Origin of the sequence: Mycobacterium sp. NBC_00419, from assembly GCF_036023875.1 — a bacterium.
Lineage (GTDB): Bacteria > Actinomycetota > Actinomycetes > Mycobacteriales > Mycobacteriaceae > Mycobacterium.
In genome coordinates this window covers 878,293-896,479 of the sequence record NZ_CP107931.1, presented here as the reverse complement: position 1 = coordinate 896,479, position 18,187 = coordinate 878,293, and the positions used below count along the sequence as shown (strand labels likewise).

At 68.0% G+C, this 18,187-nt stretch carries 15 protein-coding genes and 1 pseudogene; 14 read left to right on the top strand and 2 right to left on the bottom strand.

The window, feature by feature from the left end; all coding sequences use genetic code 11:
• Window positions 1–7: 7 nt before the first annotated feature.
• Entirely contained in the window at window positions 8–523 is a 516-nt protein-coding gene (locus OG976_RS04290; protein ID WP_328358339.1) for a nitroreductase family deazaflavin-dependent oxidoreductase, read from the bottom strand.
• A 53-nt stretch (window positions 524–576) separates the two neighbouring features.
• Between OG976_RS04290 and OG976_RS04285 the strand changes: the two genes are divergently transcribed.
• The 7 genes and pseudogenes from OG976_RS04285 (at window position 577) to OG976_RS04255 (ending at window position 7,716) form a co-directional block, all read left to right on the top strand.
• The gene (locus tag OG976_RS04285) at window positions 577–954 is read left to right on the top strand and encodes a VOC family protein (RefSeq protein WP_328358336.1); all 378 of its coding nucleotides are present in this window, start codon (window positions 577–579) and stop codon (window positions 952–954) included.
• A gap of 10 nt (window positions 955–964) precedes the next feature.
• A complete protein-coding gene (locus OG976_RS04280) occupies window positions 965–1,810 on the top strand; it encodes a PfkB family carbohydrate kinase (protein ID WP_328358333.1) in 846 nt (281 codons plus the stop codon).
• A gap of 309 nt (window positions 1,811–2,119) precedes the next feature.
• Entirely contained in the window at window positions 2,120–4,042 is a 1,923-nt protein-coding gene (locus OG976_RS04275) for a 2-oxoacid:acceptor oxidoreductase subunit alpha (RefSeq protein ID WP_442930426.1), read from the top strand.
• Complete coding sequence (locus tag OG976_RS04270; RefSeq protein ID WP_328358327.1) at window positions 4,039–5,112, top strand: 2-oxoacid:ferredoxin oxidoreductase subunit beta; 1,074 nt, start codon at window positions 4,039–4,041, stop codon at window positions 5,110–5,112. Before OG976_RS04275 ends, OG976_RS04270 begins: the two co-directional genes overlap by 4 nt.
• An 11-nt stretch (window positions 5,113–5,123) precedes the next feature.
• A complete protein-coding gene (gene mobA / locus OG976_RS04265; RefSeq protein WP_328358324.1) occupies window positions 5,124–5,702 on the top strand; it encodes a molybdenum cofactor guanylyltransferase in 579 nt (192 codons plus the stop codon).
• A gap of 1,105 nt (window positions 5,703–6,807) precedes the next feature.
• Window positions 6,808–7,032 (top strand): annotated as a pseudogene (locus OG976_RS04260) (transglycosylase family protein); the annotation flags it as partial.
• Window positions 7,033–7,215: 183 nt separating this feature from the next.
• Window positions 7,216–7,716, top strand: coding sequence for a transglycosylase family protein (locus OG976_RS04255; protein WP_328358320.1), 501 nt, complete (start codon window positions 7,216–7,218; stop codon window positions 7,714–7,716).
• A 26-nt stretch (window positions 7,717–7,742) separates the two neighbouring features.
• Here OG976_RS04255 and OG976_RS04250 read toward each other — a convergent pair whose 3' ends face one another.
• A complete protein-coding gene (locus OG976_RS04250; RefSeq protein WP_328358317.1) occupies window positions 7,743–8,909 on the bottom strand; it encodes an FAD-dependent oxidoreductase in 1,167 nt (388 codons plus the stop codon).
• 38 nt (window positions 8,910–8,947) lie between these two features.
• Between OG976_RS04250 and OG976_RS04245 the strand changes: the two genes are divergently transcribed.
• The 7 genes from OG976_RS04245 to ndk all read left to right on the top strand — a co-directional run bounded on the left by OG976_RS04245 (window position 8,948) and on the right by ndk (window position 17,960).
• Window positions 8,948–10,930, top strand: a complete 1,983-nt coding sequence (locus tag OG976_RS04245) for a prolyl oligopeptidase family serine peptidase (protein ID WP_328358314.1) — start codon at window positions 8,948–8,950, stop codon at window positions 10,928–10,930.
• A 24-nt stretch (window positions 10,931–10,954) separates the two neighbouring features.
• Complete coding sequence (locus tag OG976_RS04240) at window positions 10,955–12,211, top strand: saccharopine dehydrogenase family protein (RefSeq protein WP_328358311.1); 1,257 nt, start codon at window positions 10,955–10,957, stop codon at window positions 12,209–12,211.
• A 96-nt stretch (window positions 12,212–12,307) separates the two neighbouring features.
• Window positions 12,308–12,916, top strand: coding sequence for a DUF937 domain-containing protein (locus tag OG976_RS04235; protein ID WP_328358308.1), 609 nt, complete (start codon window positions 12,308–12,310; stop codon window positions 12,914–12,916).
• Between the two features lie 76 nt (window positions 12,917–12,992).
• Window positions 12,993–15,674, top strand: a complete 2,682-nt coding sequence (locus OG976_RS04230; RefSeq protein ID WP_328358306.1) for a valine--tRNA ligase — start codon at window positions 12,993–12,995, stop codon at window positions 15,672–15,674.
• The gene (folC, locus tag OG976_RS04225) at window positions 15,671–17,104 is read left to right on the top strand and encodes a bifunctional tetrahydrofolate synthase/dihydrofolate synthase (protein WP_328358303.1); all 1,434 of its coding nucleotides are present in this window, start codon (window positions 15,671–15,673) and stop codon (window positions 17,102–17,104) included. The genes OG976_RS04230 and folC overlap by 4 nt, the downstream gene beginning before the upstream one ends.
• Window positions 17,101–17,532, top strand: a complete 432-nt coding sequence (locus OG976_RS04220; protein ID WP_328358300.1) for a DUF4233 domain-containing protein — start codon at window positions 17,101–17,103, stop codon at window positions 17,530–17,532. Before folC ends, OG976_RS04220 begins: the two co-directional genes overlap by 4 nt.
• 17 nt (window positions 17,533–17,549) lie before the next feature.
• Window positions 17,550–17,960 (top strand): nucleoside-diphosphate kinase, encoded by a 411-nt coding sequence (gene ndk, locus OG976_RS04215; RefSeq protein WP_167100144.1) that lies wholly within the window; start codon window positions 17,550–17,552, stop codon window positions 17,958–17,960.
• The last annotated feature ends 227 nt before the right edge of the window (window positions 17,961–18,187 follow it).

Below are 18,187 nucleotides of genomic sequence, written 5' to 3'. Positions count from 1 at the left end.
ATTTCGTTTAGCGCGGCGTCAGTGCGAACACCCGCAGTTCGCGGCTGGTACGGGTGCGATACGACTGGTACATCGGGTAGGCCAGGAAGCGCTGCAACCCTCGATCCCGGTCTTCTCCAGCGAGAAGAGTTGCCGTTACCGGGATTTCGATACCGTTGATGGCTACCACGGCTTCGGGATGGGCCAGCAGGTTCGCCGTCCACGCCGGATGGTGCTGCTGGCCGAAGTTGCTGCCGAGCACCAACAGTCGGTCACCGTCGCGCAGGTAGCTCAGCGCAGACATTCGGGGCTGGCCTGACTTGCGTCCGGTCGTGGTCAGCAGCAGTTCGGGCAGCGACGTGGGCCCGAAGAGCGTGTACTTGCCCTTGGTCGCCCCCAGGACACGCCGGTCCAGCGGTACGAGTACCCGGATGAACCGTGACCCCACCCGAGATGACGCCAGGGCGTAGAAGGGACGGAATAGCGTCGACATCCGTTCGCTGCCCCAGTGGGCGTCGGGAAAATCCTGCGGCACGGATGCCATAGTGCCCGATTCCGAGCCCCGCTGTTCGGCACTGTGAAACGTAGGATCGGGCGGTGGATGCGGTGTTGTACGTGGTCGACCTCCCGCGGATGGTTGCGTTCTACCACCACGCCCTCGGGCTGACGTTGTCGCGCAGCGACGACCGCGGTGCTGACGTGGCGGTTGCCGGGTCCACCCTGCACCTGCTCCGGGTGCCGGCTGAAGTCGCTGCCGAGATCGTCATTGCCGACCCGCCGGTGCGGCGTGAGGAGACCCCGATCAAGCTCGTCGTGCCCGTCGACGATCTGGCCGACGCGCGGCGGCGCATCGTCGAACACGGTGGCGTCGTGGATCCCCCGGACTTCGAGTGGACGTGGGCGAACACGATCCGCGTCGACGCGGTCGACCCGGAGGGCAACGTCGTGCAGGTGGCAGCCCGGCAGCGGCACTAGCATGTCGCCAATGCCACAGCCTCCCGCGAAGCCCGTTCCGGGCGTCACCGTGCTGGGCAACCTCGCCATCGACGTCATTGACGGCGGTGCCCGCACTCCCGGCGGGTGCGCGTCGTTCGCAGGCGTAGCCATCGAAGCCGCAGGCGGCCACGGTCGGATCGTGGCTCTGGCCGCGGCCAGGGACATGCCCTTGTTCACGGGTTTGGCCGAACGGTTCGGCCCGATTCTGACGATCCTGCCTGCCGAACGGACGAGCGCGTTTCGCCTCGACTACGACGACGTGGACCACCGCCGCATGTCGGTGACGGCGATCGGTCCGGTGTGGGGACCCCGCGAGATCGAGGCCGCCGACCCGGCCACCACGTGGTTACATCTGGCGCCGCTGCTGCGTACCGACTTCCCGGCCTCGACACTGGCGCTGCTGGCGAAGCGGGGCCACCGGATCGCCTACGACGGACAGGGCCTCGTGCGGGCCGACCGATTGGGGCCGCTGGTTGTCGATCGCCACTATCCGCGCGAGCTGCTGGCCGACGTCGACATCCTCAAGCTGGCCGAGGACGAGGCGCTGATCGTCGCCGACGGCGACTTCGACGAGGCCACGGCGCGACAGTTGGGGGTCCCGGAGATTCTGGTGACCTACGGGTCGGAAGGGTGCGACATCTATACCGAGGGCAGCTGCGTGCGGGTTCCGGCTGCGTGGCGTGTCGAGAACGTGCAGACCACGGGTGCCGGTGACATGTTCACCTCGAGCTATGTGGCCAACCGCGCGGCAGGCGCCGACCCCGCCTGGGCAGCCAAGGCGGCCAGTGAACTCGTCGCGGGTGAACTAGAGAAGCGGCGACGCGACGCACCGTAGCCGGGGGAGGGTCCGCGACGGCGGAGGTGACCTACTCGCGAGTAGCCAAATCTCTTAGAGTTAACAAGCCCGTAAAAGTGACGAACGACACACCGATGTCTCACTCGGTGGTACATCATGGCCGTGAGCTGTGACTTTGGGCCCTTGACGACGGCGTGTCAGGGTCCCACGCCGGCATAGCTTGCCTAAGAAAGTGCAATAATCGGTACTGCGAGTGACAGCAATTGAACACGGCTGTCCGATTTCGCTGGCGCGTCGTTCGACCGCGACACGGAATTGGCCCGAGAAGAACCAATGAAAGGCGGGCACGTGGGTCCGAACGGCAACGGGGCTACGGGTAACCGGCAGAAACTCGAGAAGGTTGTCATCCGATTCGCCGGTGACTCCGGCGACGGTATGCAGCTCACGGGTGACCGGTTCACCACCGAAGCGGCTCTCTTCGGCAACGACCTTGCGACACAGCCGAATTACCCCGCCGAGATCCGTGCACCTCAGGGCACGCTGCCCGGTGTTTCGTCGTTCCAGATCCAGATCGCCGACTACGACATCCTCACCGCGGGTGACCGTCCCGACGTGCTGGTCGCGATGAACCCGGCGGCGCTCAAGGCCAATCTCGAGGACCTGCCGCGCGGCGGCCTGGTGATCGCCAACTCCGACGAGTTCACCAAGCGCAACCTCGCGAAGGTGGGCTACGAGAGCAACCCGCTGGAGAGCGACGAACTCTCGGAGTTCGTGGTGCATGCGATCCCGATGACGACCCTGACCCTCGGTGCGGTCGAGGAGATCGGCGCGTCCAAGAAGGACGGTCAGCGGGCCAAGAACATGTTCGCCCTCGGCCTGCTGTCGTGGATGTACGGCCGGCCCATCGAGACCAGCGAGACCTTCATCCGGGAGAAGTTCGCCCGCAAGCCCGATGTCGCCGAGGCCAACGTGCTGGCGCTCAAGGCGGGCTGGAACTACGGCGAGACCACCGAGGCGTTCGGCACCACCTATGAGGTGGCCCCGGCCAAGCTGGCTCCCGGCGAGTACCGGCAGATCTCGGGTAACACGGCCCTGGCTTACGGCGTCATCGCCGCCGGCCAACTCGCCGACGTCCAGGTGATCCTGGGCAGCTACCCGATCACCCCGGCGTCGGACATCCTGCACGAACTGTCCAAGCACAAGAACTTCAACGTGCTGACCTTCCAGGCTGAGGACGAGATCGCCGGCATCGGCGCCGCGATCGGCGCGTCCTACGGCGGAGCACTGGGTGTCACCAGCACGTCGGGCCCCGGCATCTCCCTGAAGTCGGAGGCCATCGGCCTGGCTGTGATGACCGAACTGCCGCTGCTGGTGATCGACGTGCAACGCGGCGGGCCCTCGACCGGCCTGCCCACCAAGACCGAGCAGTCCGACCTGCTGCAGGCGATGTTCGGCCGCAACGGCGAGTCGCCGGTGGCTGTGCTGGCCGCGCGGTCCCCGTCGGACTGCTTCGAGGTCGCCATCGAGGCCGCCCGGATCGCGCTGACCTATCGCACGCCGGTGATCCTGCTGTCCGACGGTGCCATCGCCAACGGTTCGGAACCGTGGCGTATCCCCGACGTCGGGGATTTCGCGTCGATCGATCCCAACTTCGCGACAGCGGCCGAGGACTTCGCTCCCTACAACCGTGACCCGGAGACCCTGGCGCGTCAGTTCGCCATCCCCGGAACTCCCGGTCTGGAGCACCGCATCGGTGGCCTGGAGTCGGCCAACGGCTCGGGCAACATCTCCTACGAGCCGGCCAACCACGATCTGATGGTCCGGTTGCGTCAGGCCAAGATCGACGGCATCGACGTGCCCGACCTCGAGGTCGACGACCCGAGCGGCGACGCAGAACTGCTGCTCCTGGGCTGGGGCTCGTCGTTCGGGCCCATCGGGGAAGCCTGCCGCCGGGCCCGCCGCCGCGGAATCAAGGTGGCCCACGCCCAGCTGCGCTACCTCAACCCGTTCCCGGCCAACCTCGGTGAGGTGCTGGCGCGCTACCCGAAGGTGGTCGTGCCGGAGATGAACCTCGGCCAGCTGGCATTGCTGCTGCGCGGCAAGTACCTGGTCGACGTCCAGTCGGTCACCAAGGTGCAGGGCATGGCCTTCCTCGCCGACGAGGTCGAGGGCATCATCGATGGAGCCCTGGACGGAACGCTCAGGGAGACCGAAAGCGACAAGGCGAAGTTCGCCAGGCTGGCGGCAGCTACCGCGGGAGTGAACGCATGACCGATCTGATCGGAACTGACCTTCTGGCACCGGCGTCGAAGACGGACGGGGTGCCCACGACCGACGCGCCGCAGAAGGCCAAGGACTTCACCACCGACCAGGAGGTGCGGTGGTGCCCGGGGTGTGGCGACTACGTCATCCTCAACACCATCCGCAATTTCCTGCCCGAGCTCGGGTTGCGCCGGGAGAACATCGCGTTCGTCAGCGGCATCGGCTGCTCGAGCCGTTTCCCGTATTACCTGGAGAGCTACGGCTTCCACTCGATCCACGGCCGCGCGCCGACCGTCGCGACCGGCTTGGCGCTGGCCCGGCCCGATCTGTCGGTCTGGGTGGTCACCGGTGACGGCGACGCCCTGTCGATCGGCGGCAACCACCTGATCCACGCGTTGCGCCGCAACGTCAACATCACGGTCCTGCTGTTCAACAACCGGATCTACGGGCTGACCAAGGGTCAGTACTCGCCGACCTCTGAGGTCGGCAAGGTCACGAAGTCCACCCCGATGGGCTCGCTGGACTACCCCTTCAACCCGGTGTCGCTGGCACTGGGGGCCGAGGCGACGTTCGTCGGGCGGGCTCTGGACTCCGACCGTGCGGGGCTGTCCGAGGTGCTGCGCGCCGCGGCTGAACACCGGGGTGCTGCACTCGTCGAGATCCTGCAGGACTGCCCGATCTTCAACGACGGCTCCTTCGACGTCCTGCGCAAGGAAGGTGCTGAGGAGCGGGTCATCAACGTCCGCCAGGGTGAGCCGGTGACCTTCGGTGCCGACGGTGAGTACTGCGTCGTCAAGTCCGGGTTCGGCCTGGATGTCGCCAAGACTGCCGACGTGTCCGCCAGCGACATCGTTGTCCACGACGCACAGATCGACGACCCGGCGTACTCCTTTGCGCTCTCGAGGCTGTCCGACCAGAACCTCGAGCACACCGTGATGGGCATCTTCCGGCAGGTCAAGCGTCCCGCCTACGACGATGCGGCCCGCGACCAGGTCCGCGCGGCCCGCGAGGCCACCCCGCACGACCGCCACGCACTGCAGTCACTGCTGCGTGGGCGTGACACCTGGACCGTGGAATAGTCGGGACACCCGTGGGCGCTACCGCTCCGCTGGCCGCCGTTGTACTGGCGGGCGGTGCGTCACGCCGCATGGGCCGCGACAAGGCCACCCTGCCGCACCCCAGCGCGGCGACCACCATGGTCGAGCACACCCTCGAGGTGCTCAGCGCCCGTTGTTCCCCGGTGTTCGTGATCGCCGCACCCGGGCAAGCTCTACCAACCCTGGCCGCTGAGGTACTGCGCGACGAAGTCCGCGGAGTCGGTCCGCTGCTGGCCACCGGCCGCGGCCTGCGCGCTGCCGCAGCCGCCGGCTCCGAGCGGGCCTTCGTCACCGCCGTCGACATGCCCTTTCTGTCTGCCGAGGTCATCGACGCACTCGTGGACTACGACGGCGTCGACATCGTGCTGCCCTGGGATGGCAGGGACCACTACCTCGCCGGCATCTACCGGACCGGGCTGGCCGATCACATCGACGCACTGGTCGCCGCCGGTGAGCGCAGCATGCGTGCCCTGGCCGAGACCGTCGTGACTCAGCGCGTAGTGGTCCCCTTCGAGCACCAGCTGGCAAACATCAATTCGCCCGCTGACATGGCTCAGCAACCGTCGACATAAACCGACCAATAGTCGTTATAGGGCCGCCAATAACAAATCGGTAATCTACCGGCCCCCGTTATCTGCGTTGAAGTGCTTCCGGACGGCCGGAAATCTGATGCGGCAGAAGGTTTTTCGGCGTTCGGCGGGTAAGCGCTCACGTCCGCGGCGAGTAATTCGCACCATCGGCGCCGAGATGGCACCGAGTGTGACCGGTGCGCTGCGCATCAGGGGCGGGGGTCGGGCGTGGCACGCCCCGGCCTGCCGCCGGGGGTTGGCGGGGACTGCTCCCGCGCCGCGGCGCCGGTCTGGTGAACCCTATGGTCAGGTGGGTATCCGGTGTGGTATCAGCGCATCGCCGACCCGGTCGCCGATCGACCCGGCAAGCCTCGGAAGGGTCTGGCCAGTGCGCGAGAAATGTTGTCGCACAGTGGATTACGTGTCGCAAATCGCAGCGGCTCGGCTGTCTGCCCGTAGCTAACCACGCGGCGGACCGATACTGTGGCGTCGGCTGGCATGGGGCGCTGGTCGCCGAAAGCGGGATATTCATCGGCGCGGGAACGCTTGGTGTTATCCAAATACCTGTGGCCCATGCCACAAAAACTGCGTGATAAACATCACTTAATTTTCCGGCGCGTCAACATTCGACGTATGCAGAAAACACCCCGCTGACCTGCACAGACAACTCTCAGGTTCGTACTGTGATCGTGTTGTTATCAAACCGAGATAGGCGTGTCGCTGACGTGACTTCGTTCTGGCCGGTCCGTACGGTCCTAGTCGTTCCCCAGTGGGAGCAAACAACTCCAGATGTACGAACCCTGCGTATGAGTGGGGCCGGGGAGGTCGAGAGACCTCCTGCTGTCGCCGGTGACCGAACCCGGCGGGGCCAGCCGGCGCCACTGTCGTGCCCGACCGAGACGGCACGATCCGAGGACACCTGGCTGGAAAGCCAGGTACGCCCTGCCTGACGGCGGGTGGTCTCCCCGGCGGGCGCGCGGCGAAAGGATAGATTTTGAACCACCTCCGCAAGACGTTTGCCCGCTCCTTCGGGATGGCCGCCATCGGCGGCGCCCTGGTCGTCGCTCCGATGGCCATGGCTACCGGTACCGCCTCCGCCGACAGCGGCGTGAACTGGGACGCAGTCGCGGCCTGCGAGTCGGGCGGTAACTGGGCGATCAACACCGGGAACGGCTACTACGGCGGTCTGCAGTTCACCATCGGCACCTGGCGTTCCAATGGTGGCAGCGGCTCGCCGCATATGGCGTCGCGTTCGGAGCAGATTCGGGTGGCCGAGAACGTGCTGCGCACCCAGGGCATCGGCGCGTGGCCGGTGTGCGGGCGTCGCGGCTGATCTAGCCGTCAACAAGGGTGGCGCCGGACCTGATAGGTCCGGCGCCACCCTTGTCTCATTAAGAACTCCTCTATCAGAAATCTCAGAGAATTCAATTGACACGCCAGTAACACCCGTCCCTTTAGGTGCGATTCACCTCACAACAGCGCAGAAGTTGCGCCCCTTGTCGGGAAGGGCATACAGATGAGCACCATTCGCAGGATCGTCACTCTGGCAGTCATCTCCGGAGCACTTGCTCTGGCCGGATTCGCTCTGAGCTGCGGAAGTGCTTCTGCCGACAGCGGCGTCAACTGGGACGCGGTGGCGCAGTGCGAGTCGGGCGGCAACTGGGCGGCCAACACCGGCAATGGCTTCTACGGCGGACTGCAGTTCAAGCCGGCCACCTGGGCCGCCAACGGCGGTGTCGGCTCGCCTCACCAGGCTTCCCGCGAGGAGCAGATCCGCGTCGCCGAGAACGTGGTCAGCAAGCAGGGCATCGGCGCATGGCCGACCTGCGGCAAGAATGCCGCCGCCCCCGGTTTCGCCGTCCCGGTCTCCACCAGCTCCACTGCGAGCGGCGCCCCGGTCCAGGACGCCTGCGCGAACGTTCTGAGCGGCCCGTTCAAGTCGATCGACTTCAACAAGATGTGCCAGGCCATCCACGACCCGGGCAAGGCGATCGCCAACGCACTCGGCCTTCGCTGATATCCCGCCAACGACGCCCAGCCGGCTTACGCCGACTGGGCGTCGTGGTGTGTGGGGAGCGTGAACGCCGAGCGCCCGGCGATGGTGGCGAGGTGACGGGTCACCAGAAACTCCGGCAGCAGGACCGTCGCGCGGCTCAGCGCGCCGCTGAGGGCGGCGGGCCGCAGATTCACGATGCGTCCGATCGTGCGTGACTCGCGCACCAGGGCCGCCACCCGGTGGCGCCGAAACGCCGCGTAGGACGCGAATGCGCGCGGCAGATCAGGGTGCAGGCCGACAAAGGCACCGAGCACCGCAGCGTCCTCCAGCGCCTGACAGCCGCCCTGGCCGAGGTGCGGGCGCATTGGGTGGGCCGCGTCGCCGACGAGCGCGACGGGGCCAGCGGCCCAGCACCGTGCGGGGCTGCGGTCGTAGAGGTCGTTGCGCAGCACCTGCGCCGGGTCGGTCGCGGCCAGCATGCTGGGAATCGGTTCGGCCCAGGACGCCAGCTTCGCGCGCAGGTAGGCCAGCTCGCCCTGGGCGGCCGCGGCGCCCTCGGCCACCCGTTCGGTGACGAACCAATAGGTGCGATCGGCACCCATCGGCACGTGGCCCACCTCGGTGCCGGACCCCATCGTCTCGCCTGCCAGTTCAGCGGGGATCGCCATCGCGGCGACGCCGCGCCAGGCGGTGTAGCCGGCGTAGCGGTGCGCCAGCGGCCCGTTCAGGTGGCCGGCGACCACGGAACCGGTCCCGTCGGCGCCGACGACGGCGTCCACCTCCAGTAGTGAGGTATCCGAGAGTTCCAGCCGGACCCGGCCCGCGGCGACCGACAGCCCGCGCACCGCGATCCCGTTCACGACGGTCTGCGGCGCCAGCGCGCCGGCCAGAACGTCACGCAGCGCCACCCGCTGCAGGACCACGAGAGGCTCGCCGAGCGCGCTGACGATGCGCTGACCGGCCGGCCTGCGCAGCCAGCTGCCGTCCTTCCAGCGGATGGCGCCCGCGGTGACCCGGCCGCCCGCACGGCGGACCTGATCGCCGAGCCCCAGCACGTCCAGCGCGGCCAGGGCATTCGGCCAGATGCTGATGCCGGCCCCGGAACTGGTGTCGGTCCGTTCTTCGATCACTGTGACGGAATGGCCCTGCTGCCGTAACGCGACAGCGGTGGCCAGCCCGGCGATACCCGCCCCGACGACGGCGATGTCGGCCATGGAGCCGACCCTAGCCCCGGCTGTGCTACCAACGGGTCATGACCTCAGGGCCGTTCGACGATCTCGACACCTATATCGCGCTACCCCGGGTGTCCGGGTTGGCGGTGTCGCCCGACGGATCCCGCGTCGTGACGACGATCGCCGAACTCAACGCCAAGAACACCGAGTACATCAGTGCGGTGTGGGAGCTGGACCCCGCCGGAGTCCAGCCCGCCCGTCGGCTGACCCGCGGGGCCAAGGGTGAATCGGCGCCCGCATTCACCGCCGAGGGCGACCTGCTGTTCGCCGCGGTCCGGCCGACCGAGGACGACGACAAGCCGCCGGCCGCACTGTGGCGGCTTGCGGCCGCCGGGGGAGAAGCGACCCGGATCGCCGAACTGCCCGGTGGCCTCAGCGGAGTGTGGACCGCATCCGCTGCTCCGGTGATCGTGGCCGCGGGTGCACTGCTGCCCTCGGCCGCATCGGTCGACGAGGACCGCCGGTTGCGCGCGTTGCGCAAGGACAACAAGGTCACCGCGATCCTGCACACCGGCTACCCGGTGCGGCACTGGGGCTCCGACCTCGGCCCCGACCAGACCCACCTGTTCGTCGTCGCCCACGACGGCGCCGTGACCGACGTGACCGTCCGCCCGGGGTCCGCACTGGGCGGTGAACCGGATGTCACGGTCAGCCCCGACGGCAGCTTCGCCGTGGCGACCTGGCGCATACCCGCACCGGGTGCCGCGCTGCGGTCGATCCTCATGCGGATCGATCTGGCCACCGGTGAGCGCACCGTCATCGCCGACGATCCCGGCGCCGACCTGCAACATCCCGCGATCTCGCCGGACGGCACCGCGCTGGCCTTCACTAGGGAGACCATCTCGACTCCGTACCACGCGCCGCGAATCACGTTGTGCCACAAAGTGTTGGACTCAGAGGGCTGGACCGAGGTCGCCACGGGGTGGGACCGCTGGCCGGCCTCGGTCACCTGGACGCACGACGGCTCAGCCCTTCTGGTCACCGCCGACGACAACGGCCGCTGCCCGATCTTCGAAGTCCGGCTCGACGGGACCGTCCGCCGGCGCACCGACGACGACTTCAGCTACATCAACGTCGTCGCGGCGCCCGACGGCGTCATCTACGCCCTGCGGACCTCCTATGCGGCTCCACCGCATCCGGTCCGCGTCGGCGACGCGGTGACAGTGCTGCCCTGCGTCGACCGTCCCGAGTTGCCCGGCGAACTGACCGAGGTCACGGCCACCACCGCCGACGGGGTCGAGGTGCGGTCATGGCTGGTGTTGCCCCGCGCGCAGAGCGGTCCCGCGCCACTGCTGCTCTGGATCCACGGTGGTCCGCTGAACAGCTGGAACGTCTGGTCGTGGCGATGGAACCCGTGGCTGATGGCGGCCCGCGGGTACGCGGTACTGCTGCCCGACCCTGCACTGTCGACCGGCTACGGGCAGGAGTTCATCCAGCGCGGCTGGGGCGCGTGGGGCGGCGCACCCTACGAGGACCTGATGGCCGCCGTGGACGCCGCCTGCACCGACCCGCGCATCGATGCGCAGCGCACCGCGGCGATGGGCGGATCCTTCGGCGGATACATGGCCAATTGGGTGGCCGGGCACACCGACCGATTCCGCGCCATCGTCACCCATGCCAGCCTGTGGGCGCTCGACCAGTTCGGGCCCACCACCGACGGCGCGTACTACTGGGCACGTGAGATGACACCGGCAATGGCGCAAGCGAATTCGCCGCACCGTTTCGTCGAGAACATCAATACACCGATGCTGGTGATCCACGGGGACAAGGACTATCGCGTACCGATCGGCGAGGCGCTGCGGCTGTGGTACGAGGTGCTGACCGAATCGCGCCTGCCCGCCGCCGACGACGGCAGCTCACCACACCGCTTCCTGTACTTCCCGACCGAGAACCATTGGGTGCTCTCGCCGCAGCACGCCAAGCTCTGGTATCAGGTGGTGACCGCGTTCCTGGCCGAGTACGTGCTGGGGGAGAGTGTGCAGTTCCCCGAAGCCTTGGGGTAGCCGCGTCCCGGTAAGTTGGCGACCATGACCGCAGAGCAGCGTGAATTCGACATCGTTCTGTACGGAGCCACCGGTTTCGTCGGCAGGCTCACCGCCGAATACCTGGCCCACGCCGGCGGCGGAGCCCGCATCGCGCTGGCCGGCCGGTCACCCGAACGGCTGCTGGCCATCCGGGACGCCCTCGGCGAAGCGGCGCAAGACTGGCCGATCCTGACCGCCGACGCGTCCTCGCCGTCGTCGCTGAACGACATGGCCGCCCGCACCCGGGTGGTGGTCACCACCGTCGGTCCCTACAGCCGCTACGGGCTGCCGCTCGTGGCGGCGTGCGCGGCTGCGGGCACCGACTATGCCGACCTCACCGGCGAGGCCATGTTCGTCCGGCAGAGCATCGACGACTACCACAAGGAAGCCGTCGACACCGGGGCGCGCATCGTGCATGCGTGCGGATTCGATTCGATCCCTTCGGATATGAGCGTTTTCGCGCTCTACCGCCGGGCGCAACAGGACGGCGCGGGGGAACTCGGCGACACGAACTTCGTGCTGCGCGGATTCTCCGGCGGGGTGTCGGGCGGCACGGTGGCCTCGATGATCGAGGTGTTCCGGGCGTCGTCCAACGACCCCAACACACGCCGGCTCTTCGAGGATCCCTACACACTGAGCCAGGATCGGGCCGCCGAACCCGAGCTCGGGCCCCAGCCCGACCTGCCGTGGCGCCGGGGGCGTGACATCGCCCCGGAGTTGGCGGGCACCTGGACCACCGGCTTCGTCATGGCGCTCTACAACACGCGAATTGTGCGGCGCAGCAACGCCTTACTGGACTATGCCTACGGCACGAGGTTCCGCTACGCGGAGAACATGAGTGTCGGCTCGTCGATCCTGGCGCCCGCGGTCTCCGCGGTGGCCACGGCGGCGAACAACGGGGTGGTGGCACTGGGCAGCCGATTCTTCCGGCTGCTGCCGCGCCGCCTGGTCGAGCGCATTGCCCCCAAGCCGGGCACCGGGCCCAGCGACGAAGCCCGCGAGAAGGGCTACTACCGCGCCGAGACCTATACCGCCACCACCGGCGGCGCGCGGTACGTCGCCACCATCGCGCAGCAGGGCGATCCCGGCTACAAGGCGACGTCGGTGATGCTCGGCGAATGTGGCCTGGCCCTGGCGTTCGACCGCGACAAGCTCTCCGATCTGCGCGGTGTCCTGACCCCCGCGGCGGCGATGGGCGACGCACTGCTGGCCCGGTTCCCGGCAGCCGGCATCACCTTGGAGACGGCCCGCCTGAACTGATTTATTCTCTGCGCGTAATTAGTGCCGCAGGGGGTCGGCTCGACTAATGTCGGCTCCGATCTCCGCAAACATTCATCACGAAGGTGGAACCTCATCATGGCCGGTCTTGAAGACCTCTACAACCAGATTCCGGTAGCCGACATCGCCAGCAAGCTCGGCGCTGACCAGGGCGAGGTGAGCCAGGCCATCCAGACGCTGGTGCCGACCCTGCTCGGCAGCATCCAACACAACGTCGTCTCCAACGACATCGACTCCAGCAAGCTCGAGTCGACCATCGCCGAAACCGCATCCAGCGACCTGCTCGACGGCGGGGTGAATGTCGACCAGGTCGACACCGGCCAGGGCGAGGCGATCGTCTCGCGCATCTTCGGCGGCAACGACACCAATCAGGTGGCCTCGGCACTGGCCGGAACCGGCGCCGGCGGCGGAGACCTGATCAAGAAGCTGCTGCCGATCCTGACCCCGATCATCATCGCCTACATCGGCAAGCAGTTCGCCGGCAACCAGGCCGGCGGCGCCAGCACTCAGGCCGCCTCCTCCGGCGGTGGCCTCGGTGACCTGCTGGGCGGCATCCTCGGCGGTGCCTCCGGTGGCGGTGGCGGCGGCAACAACGCGCTGGGCAGCATCCTGGGCAGCGTGCTCGGCGGCCAGCAGGGCGGTGCCATCGGCAGCATCCTGGGCGGGCTGCTGGGCGGCAAGAAGTAGTGCGAACGGCCCGGCGGGACGCGGCGCTGTCCGCACCGCCCGTCGGGCCCGGTTCGCCCGTTCCTAGAATTAACGGGTGACCACCACTGACGACTCTCGTGCCGAGGCCCTGCCCAAGTCGTGGGAGCCGGGAGCGGTAGAGCAGCAGATCTATCAGGGCTGGGTCGATGCCGGCTATTTCACCGCCGATGCCACCAGCGCAAAACCCCCGTACTCCATCGTGCTGCCGCCGCCGAACGTCACCGGCAGCCTGCACATGGGCCACGCGCTCGACCACACCCTGATGGACGCCCTGACCCGACGTAAGCGCATGCAGGGCTTCGAGGTGCTGTGGTTGCCGGGCATGGACCACGCCGGCATCGCCACCCAGTCCGTGGTGGAAAAGCAGATCGCCGTCGACGGCAAGACCAAAGAGGACTTCGGCCGCGAGCTGTTCGTCGAGAAGGTCTGGGACTGGAAGCACGAGTCGGGCGGGACGATCGGCGCCCAGATGCGCCGCATCGGCGACGGCGTGGACTGGAGCCGTGACCGCTTCACCATGGACGAGGGTCTGTCCCGGGCGGTGCGCACCATCTTCAAACGCCTCTACGACGCCGGACTGATCTATCAGGCCGAGCGATTGGTCAACTGGTCGCCGGTGCTCGAGACGGCGATCTCGGACCTCGAGGTGAAGTACGAGGACATCGAGGGCGAGCTGGTGTCCTTCCGGTACGGCTCGATGGACGACGCGCAGCCACACCTGGTGGTGGCCACCACCCGCATCGAGACGATGCTCGGCGACACCGCGATCGCGGTGCACCCCGACGACGACCGCTACCGGAACCTGGTCGGCACCACGCTGCCGCACCCGTTCCTGGACCGCGAGATCATCATCGTCGCCGACGCGCACGTCGACCCCGAATTCGGCACCGGCGCAGTGAAAGTCACCCCTGCGCACGACCCGAACGACTTCGAGATCGGCCTGCGGCACAACCTGGCGATGCCGTCGATCATGGACACCAAGGGCCGGATCGCCGACACCGGAACACAGTTCGACGGCATGGACCGCTTCGAGGCGCGCGTCAAGGTGCGCGAGGCGCTCGCCGCCGAGGGCCGCATCGTCGCCGAGAAGCGGCCGTACCTGCACAGCGTCGGGCACTCCGAGCGCAGCGGGGAGCCGATCGAGCCGCGGCTGAGCCTGCAGTGGTGGGTGAAGGTGGAATCGATGGCCAAGGCCGCCGGCGACGCGGTCCGCGACGGTGACATCGTGATTCACCCCAAGAGCCTGGAGCCGCGCTGGTTCGCCTGGGTCGACGACATGCACGACTGGTGCATCTCACGTCAGCTCTGGTGGGGCCACCGCATCCCGATCTGGCACGGGCCGGATGGTCAGACGGTGTGCGTCGGTCCCGACGAGACCCCGCCGGAGGGCTGGGAGCAGGACCCCGACGTTCTGGACACCTGGTTCTCCTCAGCGCTGTGGCCGTTCTCCACGATGGGCTGGCCGGACCGCACCCCTGAGCTCGAAAAGTTCTATCCGACAAGTGTTCTGGTCACCGGCTACGACATCCTGTTCTTCTGGGTGGCCCGCATGGTGATGTTCGGGACCTTCGTCTCGGGCGACGACGCGATCACCGACGGCGGCGCGCGCGGACCGCAGGTGCCGTTCGACAACGTCTTCCTGCATGGCCTGATCCGCGACGAGCACGGCCGCAAGATGAGCAAGTCCCGCGGCAACGGCATCGACCCGCTGGACTGGGTCGAACTGTTCGGCGCGGACGCGCTGCGGTTCACCCTGGCCCGCGGCGCCAGCCCGGGCGGCGACCTGTCGATCGGCGAGGACGCCGCGCGGGCCTCCCGCAACTTCGCCACCAAACTGTTCAACGCCACCCGGTTCGCGTTGATGAACGGCGCCGCCCCGGCGCCGCTGCCCGCCGCCGAGGATCTGACCGACGCCGACCGCTGGATCCTTGGGCGGCTGGAACAGGTTCGGGCCGAAGTTGATTCAGCCTTCGATGGCTACGAATTCAGCCGGGCATGCGAGTCCCTCTACCACTTCGCCTGGGACGAGTTCTGCGACTGGTATCTGGAGTTGGCCAAAGTCCAGATCGCCGAAGGGGTTTCGCACACCACCGCAGTGCTGGCCTTGGTACTCGACACCTTACTCAAGCTGCTGCACCCGGTGATGCCGTTTGTCACCGAGACGTTGTGGAAGGCGCTCACGGGCTCGGCTGGGGCGAGCGAAGCGACGGGAAAGGTGGAGTCGCTCGTCGTCGCCGACTGGCCGGCGCCGTCGGGCTTCGTGTTGGATGCCGTTGCCGCCCAACGCATCGCCGACGTGCAAAAGCTGGTGACCGAGGTGCGCCGGTTCCGCAGCGACCAGGGCCTGGCCGACCGGCAGAAGGTGCCCGCCCGGCTGTCGGGCGTCCAGCAGGCCGGCCTGGGTGCTCACGTGGCACCGGTCACCGCACTGGCCTGGCTGACCAGCCCGGCCGCCGAGTTCACCCCGACCGCGCACATCGAGGTGCGGCTGTCCGGCGGCACCGTCGACGTCGAACTCGACACCTCCGGAACCGTCGACGTCGCCGCCGAGCGCCGCCGGCTGGAGAAGGATCTGGCCGCCGCGCAGAAGGAATTGGCAGGCACCACAGCAAAACTCGACAACGAGGCGTTCCTGGCCAAGGCGCCCGACGATGTCGTCGCCAAGATCCGCGGTCGGCAGCAGCTGGCCGGCGAGGAAGTCGAGCGGATCACCGCGCGCCTGGCTGCGCTGGCATGACGGAGCCGCTGGGCTGGCGAGGTTCGGCTGATGAGCCCACACCGGACGAGATCGCGGCGCTGTTGCAGGTCGAGCATCTGCTCGATCAGCGCTGGCCGGAGACCAAGCTCGAGCCCAGCACGGCTCGTATCTCGGCATTGATGGATCTACTGGGCTCACCGCAGCGCAGCTACCCGTGCATCCACGTTGCGGGCACCAACGGCAAGACCTCGGTGGTGCGGATGATCGACGCGCTGCTGACGGCGATGAACCAGCGCACCGGGCGCACCACCAGCCCACACCTGCAGTCGGCAGTCGAACGCATCGCCATCGACAACCAGCCGATCAGCCCCGCCCGCTACGTCGAGGTCTACCGCGAGATCGAACCCTTCGTGCAGATGGTCGACGCCCAGTCCGAGGCTGGGGGAGGTCCGGCGATGAGCAAGTTCGAGGTGGTCACCGCGATGGCGTTCGCCGCCTTCGCCGACGCCCCGGTCGACATCGCCGTCGTCGAGGTCGGGATGGGCGGTCGCTGGGACGCCACCAACGTCGTCGACGCACCCGTGGCGGTGATCACGCCGATCGGTATCGACCACACCGAATACCTCGGTGAGAGCATCGCCGAGATCGCCGCCGAGAAGGCCGGCATCATCAGCGCCCCGCGAGGTGAGCTGGTGCAGACCGACACCGTCGCGGTGATCGGCCGTCAGGATCCGGCGGCGATGGAGGTTGTGCTGGCCGAGGTGGTCCGCGCGGACGCCGCGGTGGCCCGCGAGGATTCCGAGTTCGCCGTGCTGAGCCGGCAGGTCGCCATCGGCGGCCAGGTGCTCGACCTGCAGGGCCTCGGCGGGCTCTACCCCGAGGTGTTCCTGCCGCTGCACGGCGAGCATCAGGCGCACAACGCGGTCGTCGCCCTGGCCGCAGTCGAGGCGTTCTTCGGTGCCGGCGCGCAACGCCAGCTCGACATCGACGCCGTGCGTGCGGGTTTCGCCGCCGCCGCGAGCCCCGGCCGGCTGGAGCGGATGCGCAGCGCGCCGACGGTGTTCATCGACGCCGCGCACAATCCCGCCGGTGCCGCGGTGCTGGCGAACGCGCTCAGCACCGAGTTCGACTTCCGGTTTCTTGTCGGTGTGCTCAGCGTGATGGGGGACAAGGACGTCACAGGTATCTTGGCCGCGCTGGAGCCGGTGCTCGACCAGCTCGTCGTCACCCAGAACGGGTCACCCCGGGCACTGGAGGTCGACGCGCTGGCTCTACGGGCCGAGGAGGTCTTCGGGCCCGAGCGGGTGTTGCGCGCCCCGACGCTGCCCGACGCCATCGAGACGGCCACCGCGCTGGTCGAGGAGTCCGCCGCCGAGTCCGACGGGTTCTCCGGTGCCGGCATCGTCATCACCGGCTCGGTGGTGACGGCCGGAGCTGCCCGCACCTTGTTCGGGAAGGACCCGCAATGACCGACGACACGCCCGGCCCGGCGGCTCCGCAGCCCAATGTCGCCGGCCCGGCGGCTCCGCCAGACCCCTGGAAGAGTTTCCGCGGCGTCATGGCCGGCACCCTGATCCTCGAGGCGATCGTCGTGCTGCTGGCGCTCCCGGTGGTCGGGTCGGTCGGTGGTGGGCTGACGGCCTGGTCGACCGCATACCTGGTGGGCTTCGCGGTGCTGCTGATCCTGCTGGCCGGTGTGCAGGGCAAGCCGTGGGCGATCTGGATGAACCTCGGTGTGCAGTTCGTTCTGGTCGCCGGATTTGCCGTGTACCCGGCTGTCGGATTCATCGGGGTGCTGTTCGTCGTGGTCTGGGCCGTGATCGCCTACCTGCGCGCCGAGGTGCTGCGCAGACAGCGTCGGGGCCTGCTGCCCGGGCAGCAGCGACCGCCGGACTGACGGGTACGCTGTCGGCCGTGACTGAGCGGACTCTTGTGCTGATCAAGCCCGATGGTGTGCAACGACAGGTGGTCGGCGAGATCATCAGCCGTATCGAGCGCAAGGGCCTGACCATCGCGGCCCTCGAACTCAAGCAGGTCAGCGACGAGCTGGCCCGCGCGCACTACGCCGAACACGAGGACAAGCCGTTCTTCGGCTCGCTGCTGGAGTTCATCACCTCGGGCCCGGTGGTGGCGGCGATCCTGGAAGGACCTCGCGCCGTCGCGGCGTTCCGCCAGCTCGCCGGTGGTACCGACCCCGTCGAAAAGGCCACCCCCGGCACGATCCGCGGTGATTTCGGGCTCGAGACCCAGTTCAACCTGGTGCACGGCTCGGACTCTCCGGACTCTGCGGAGCGCGAGATCGCGCTGTGGTTTCCCGCCGTCTGACACTCCGTTGTGGCCAATGCGGCGCCACTACGTCAGAACTGCCCCTGCGGTGTGGGATACTGGGAGGCGGATGTGCCCCTAAACACATCCGAATGAAGACTTAGACGAGCGCGACCATCGCAATTAGTGGTGCGGCGCCGACCGTCCACAGCCGTCATTCAGCCAGGCACCGAGCGCGTTCGCTACGAGCCGTTCGGGGCGAGACCATGACAAGCCCGGGGGAAGTA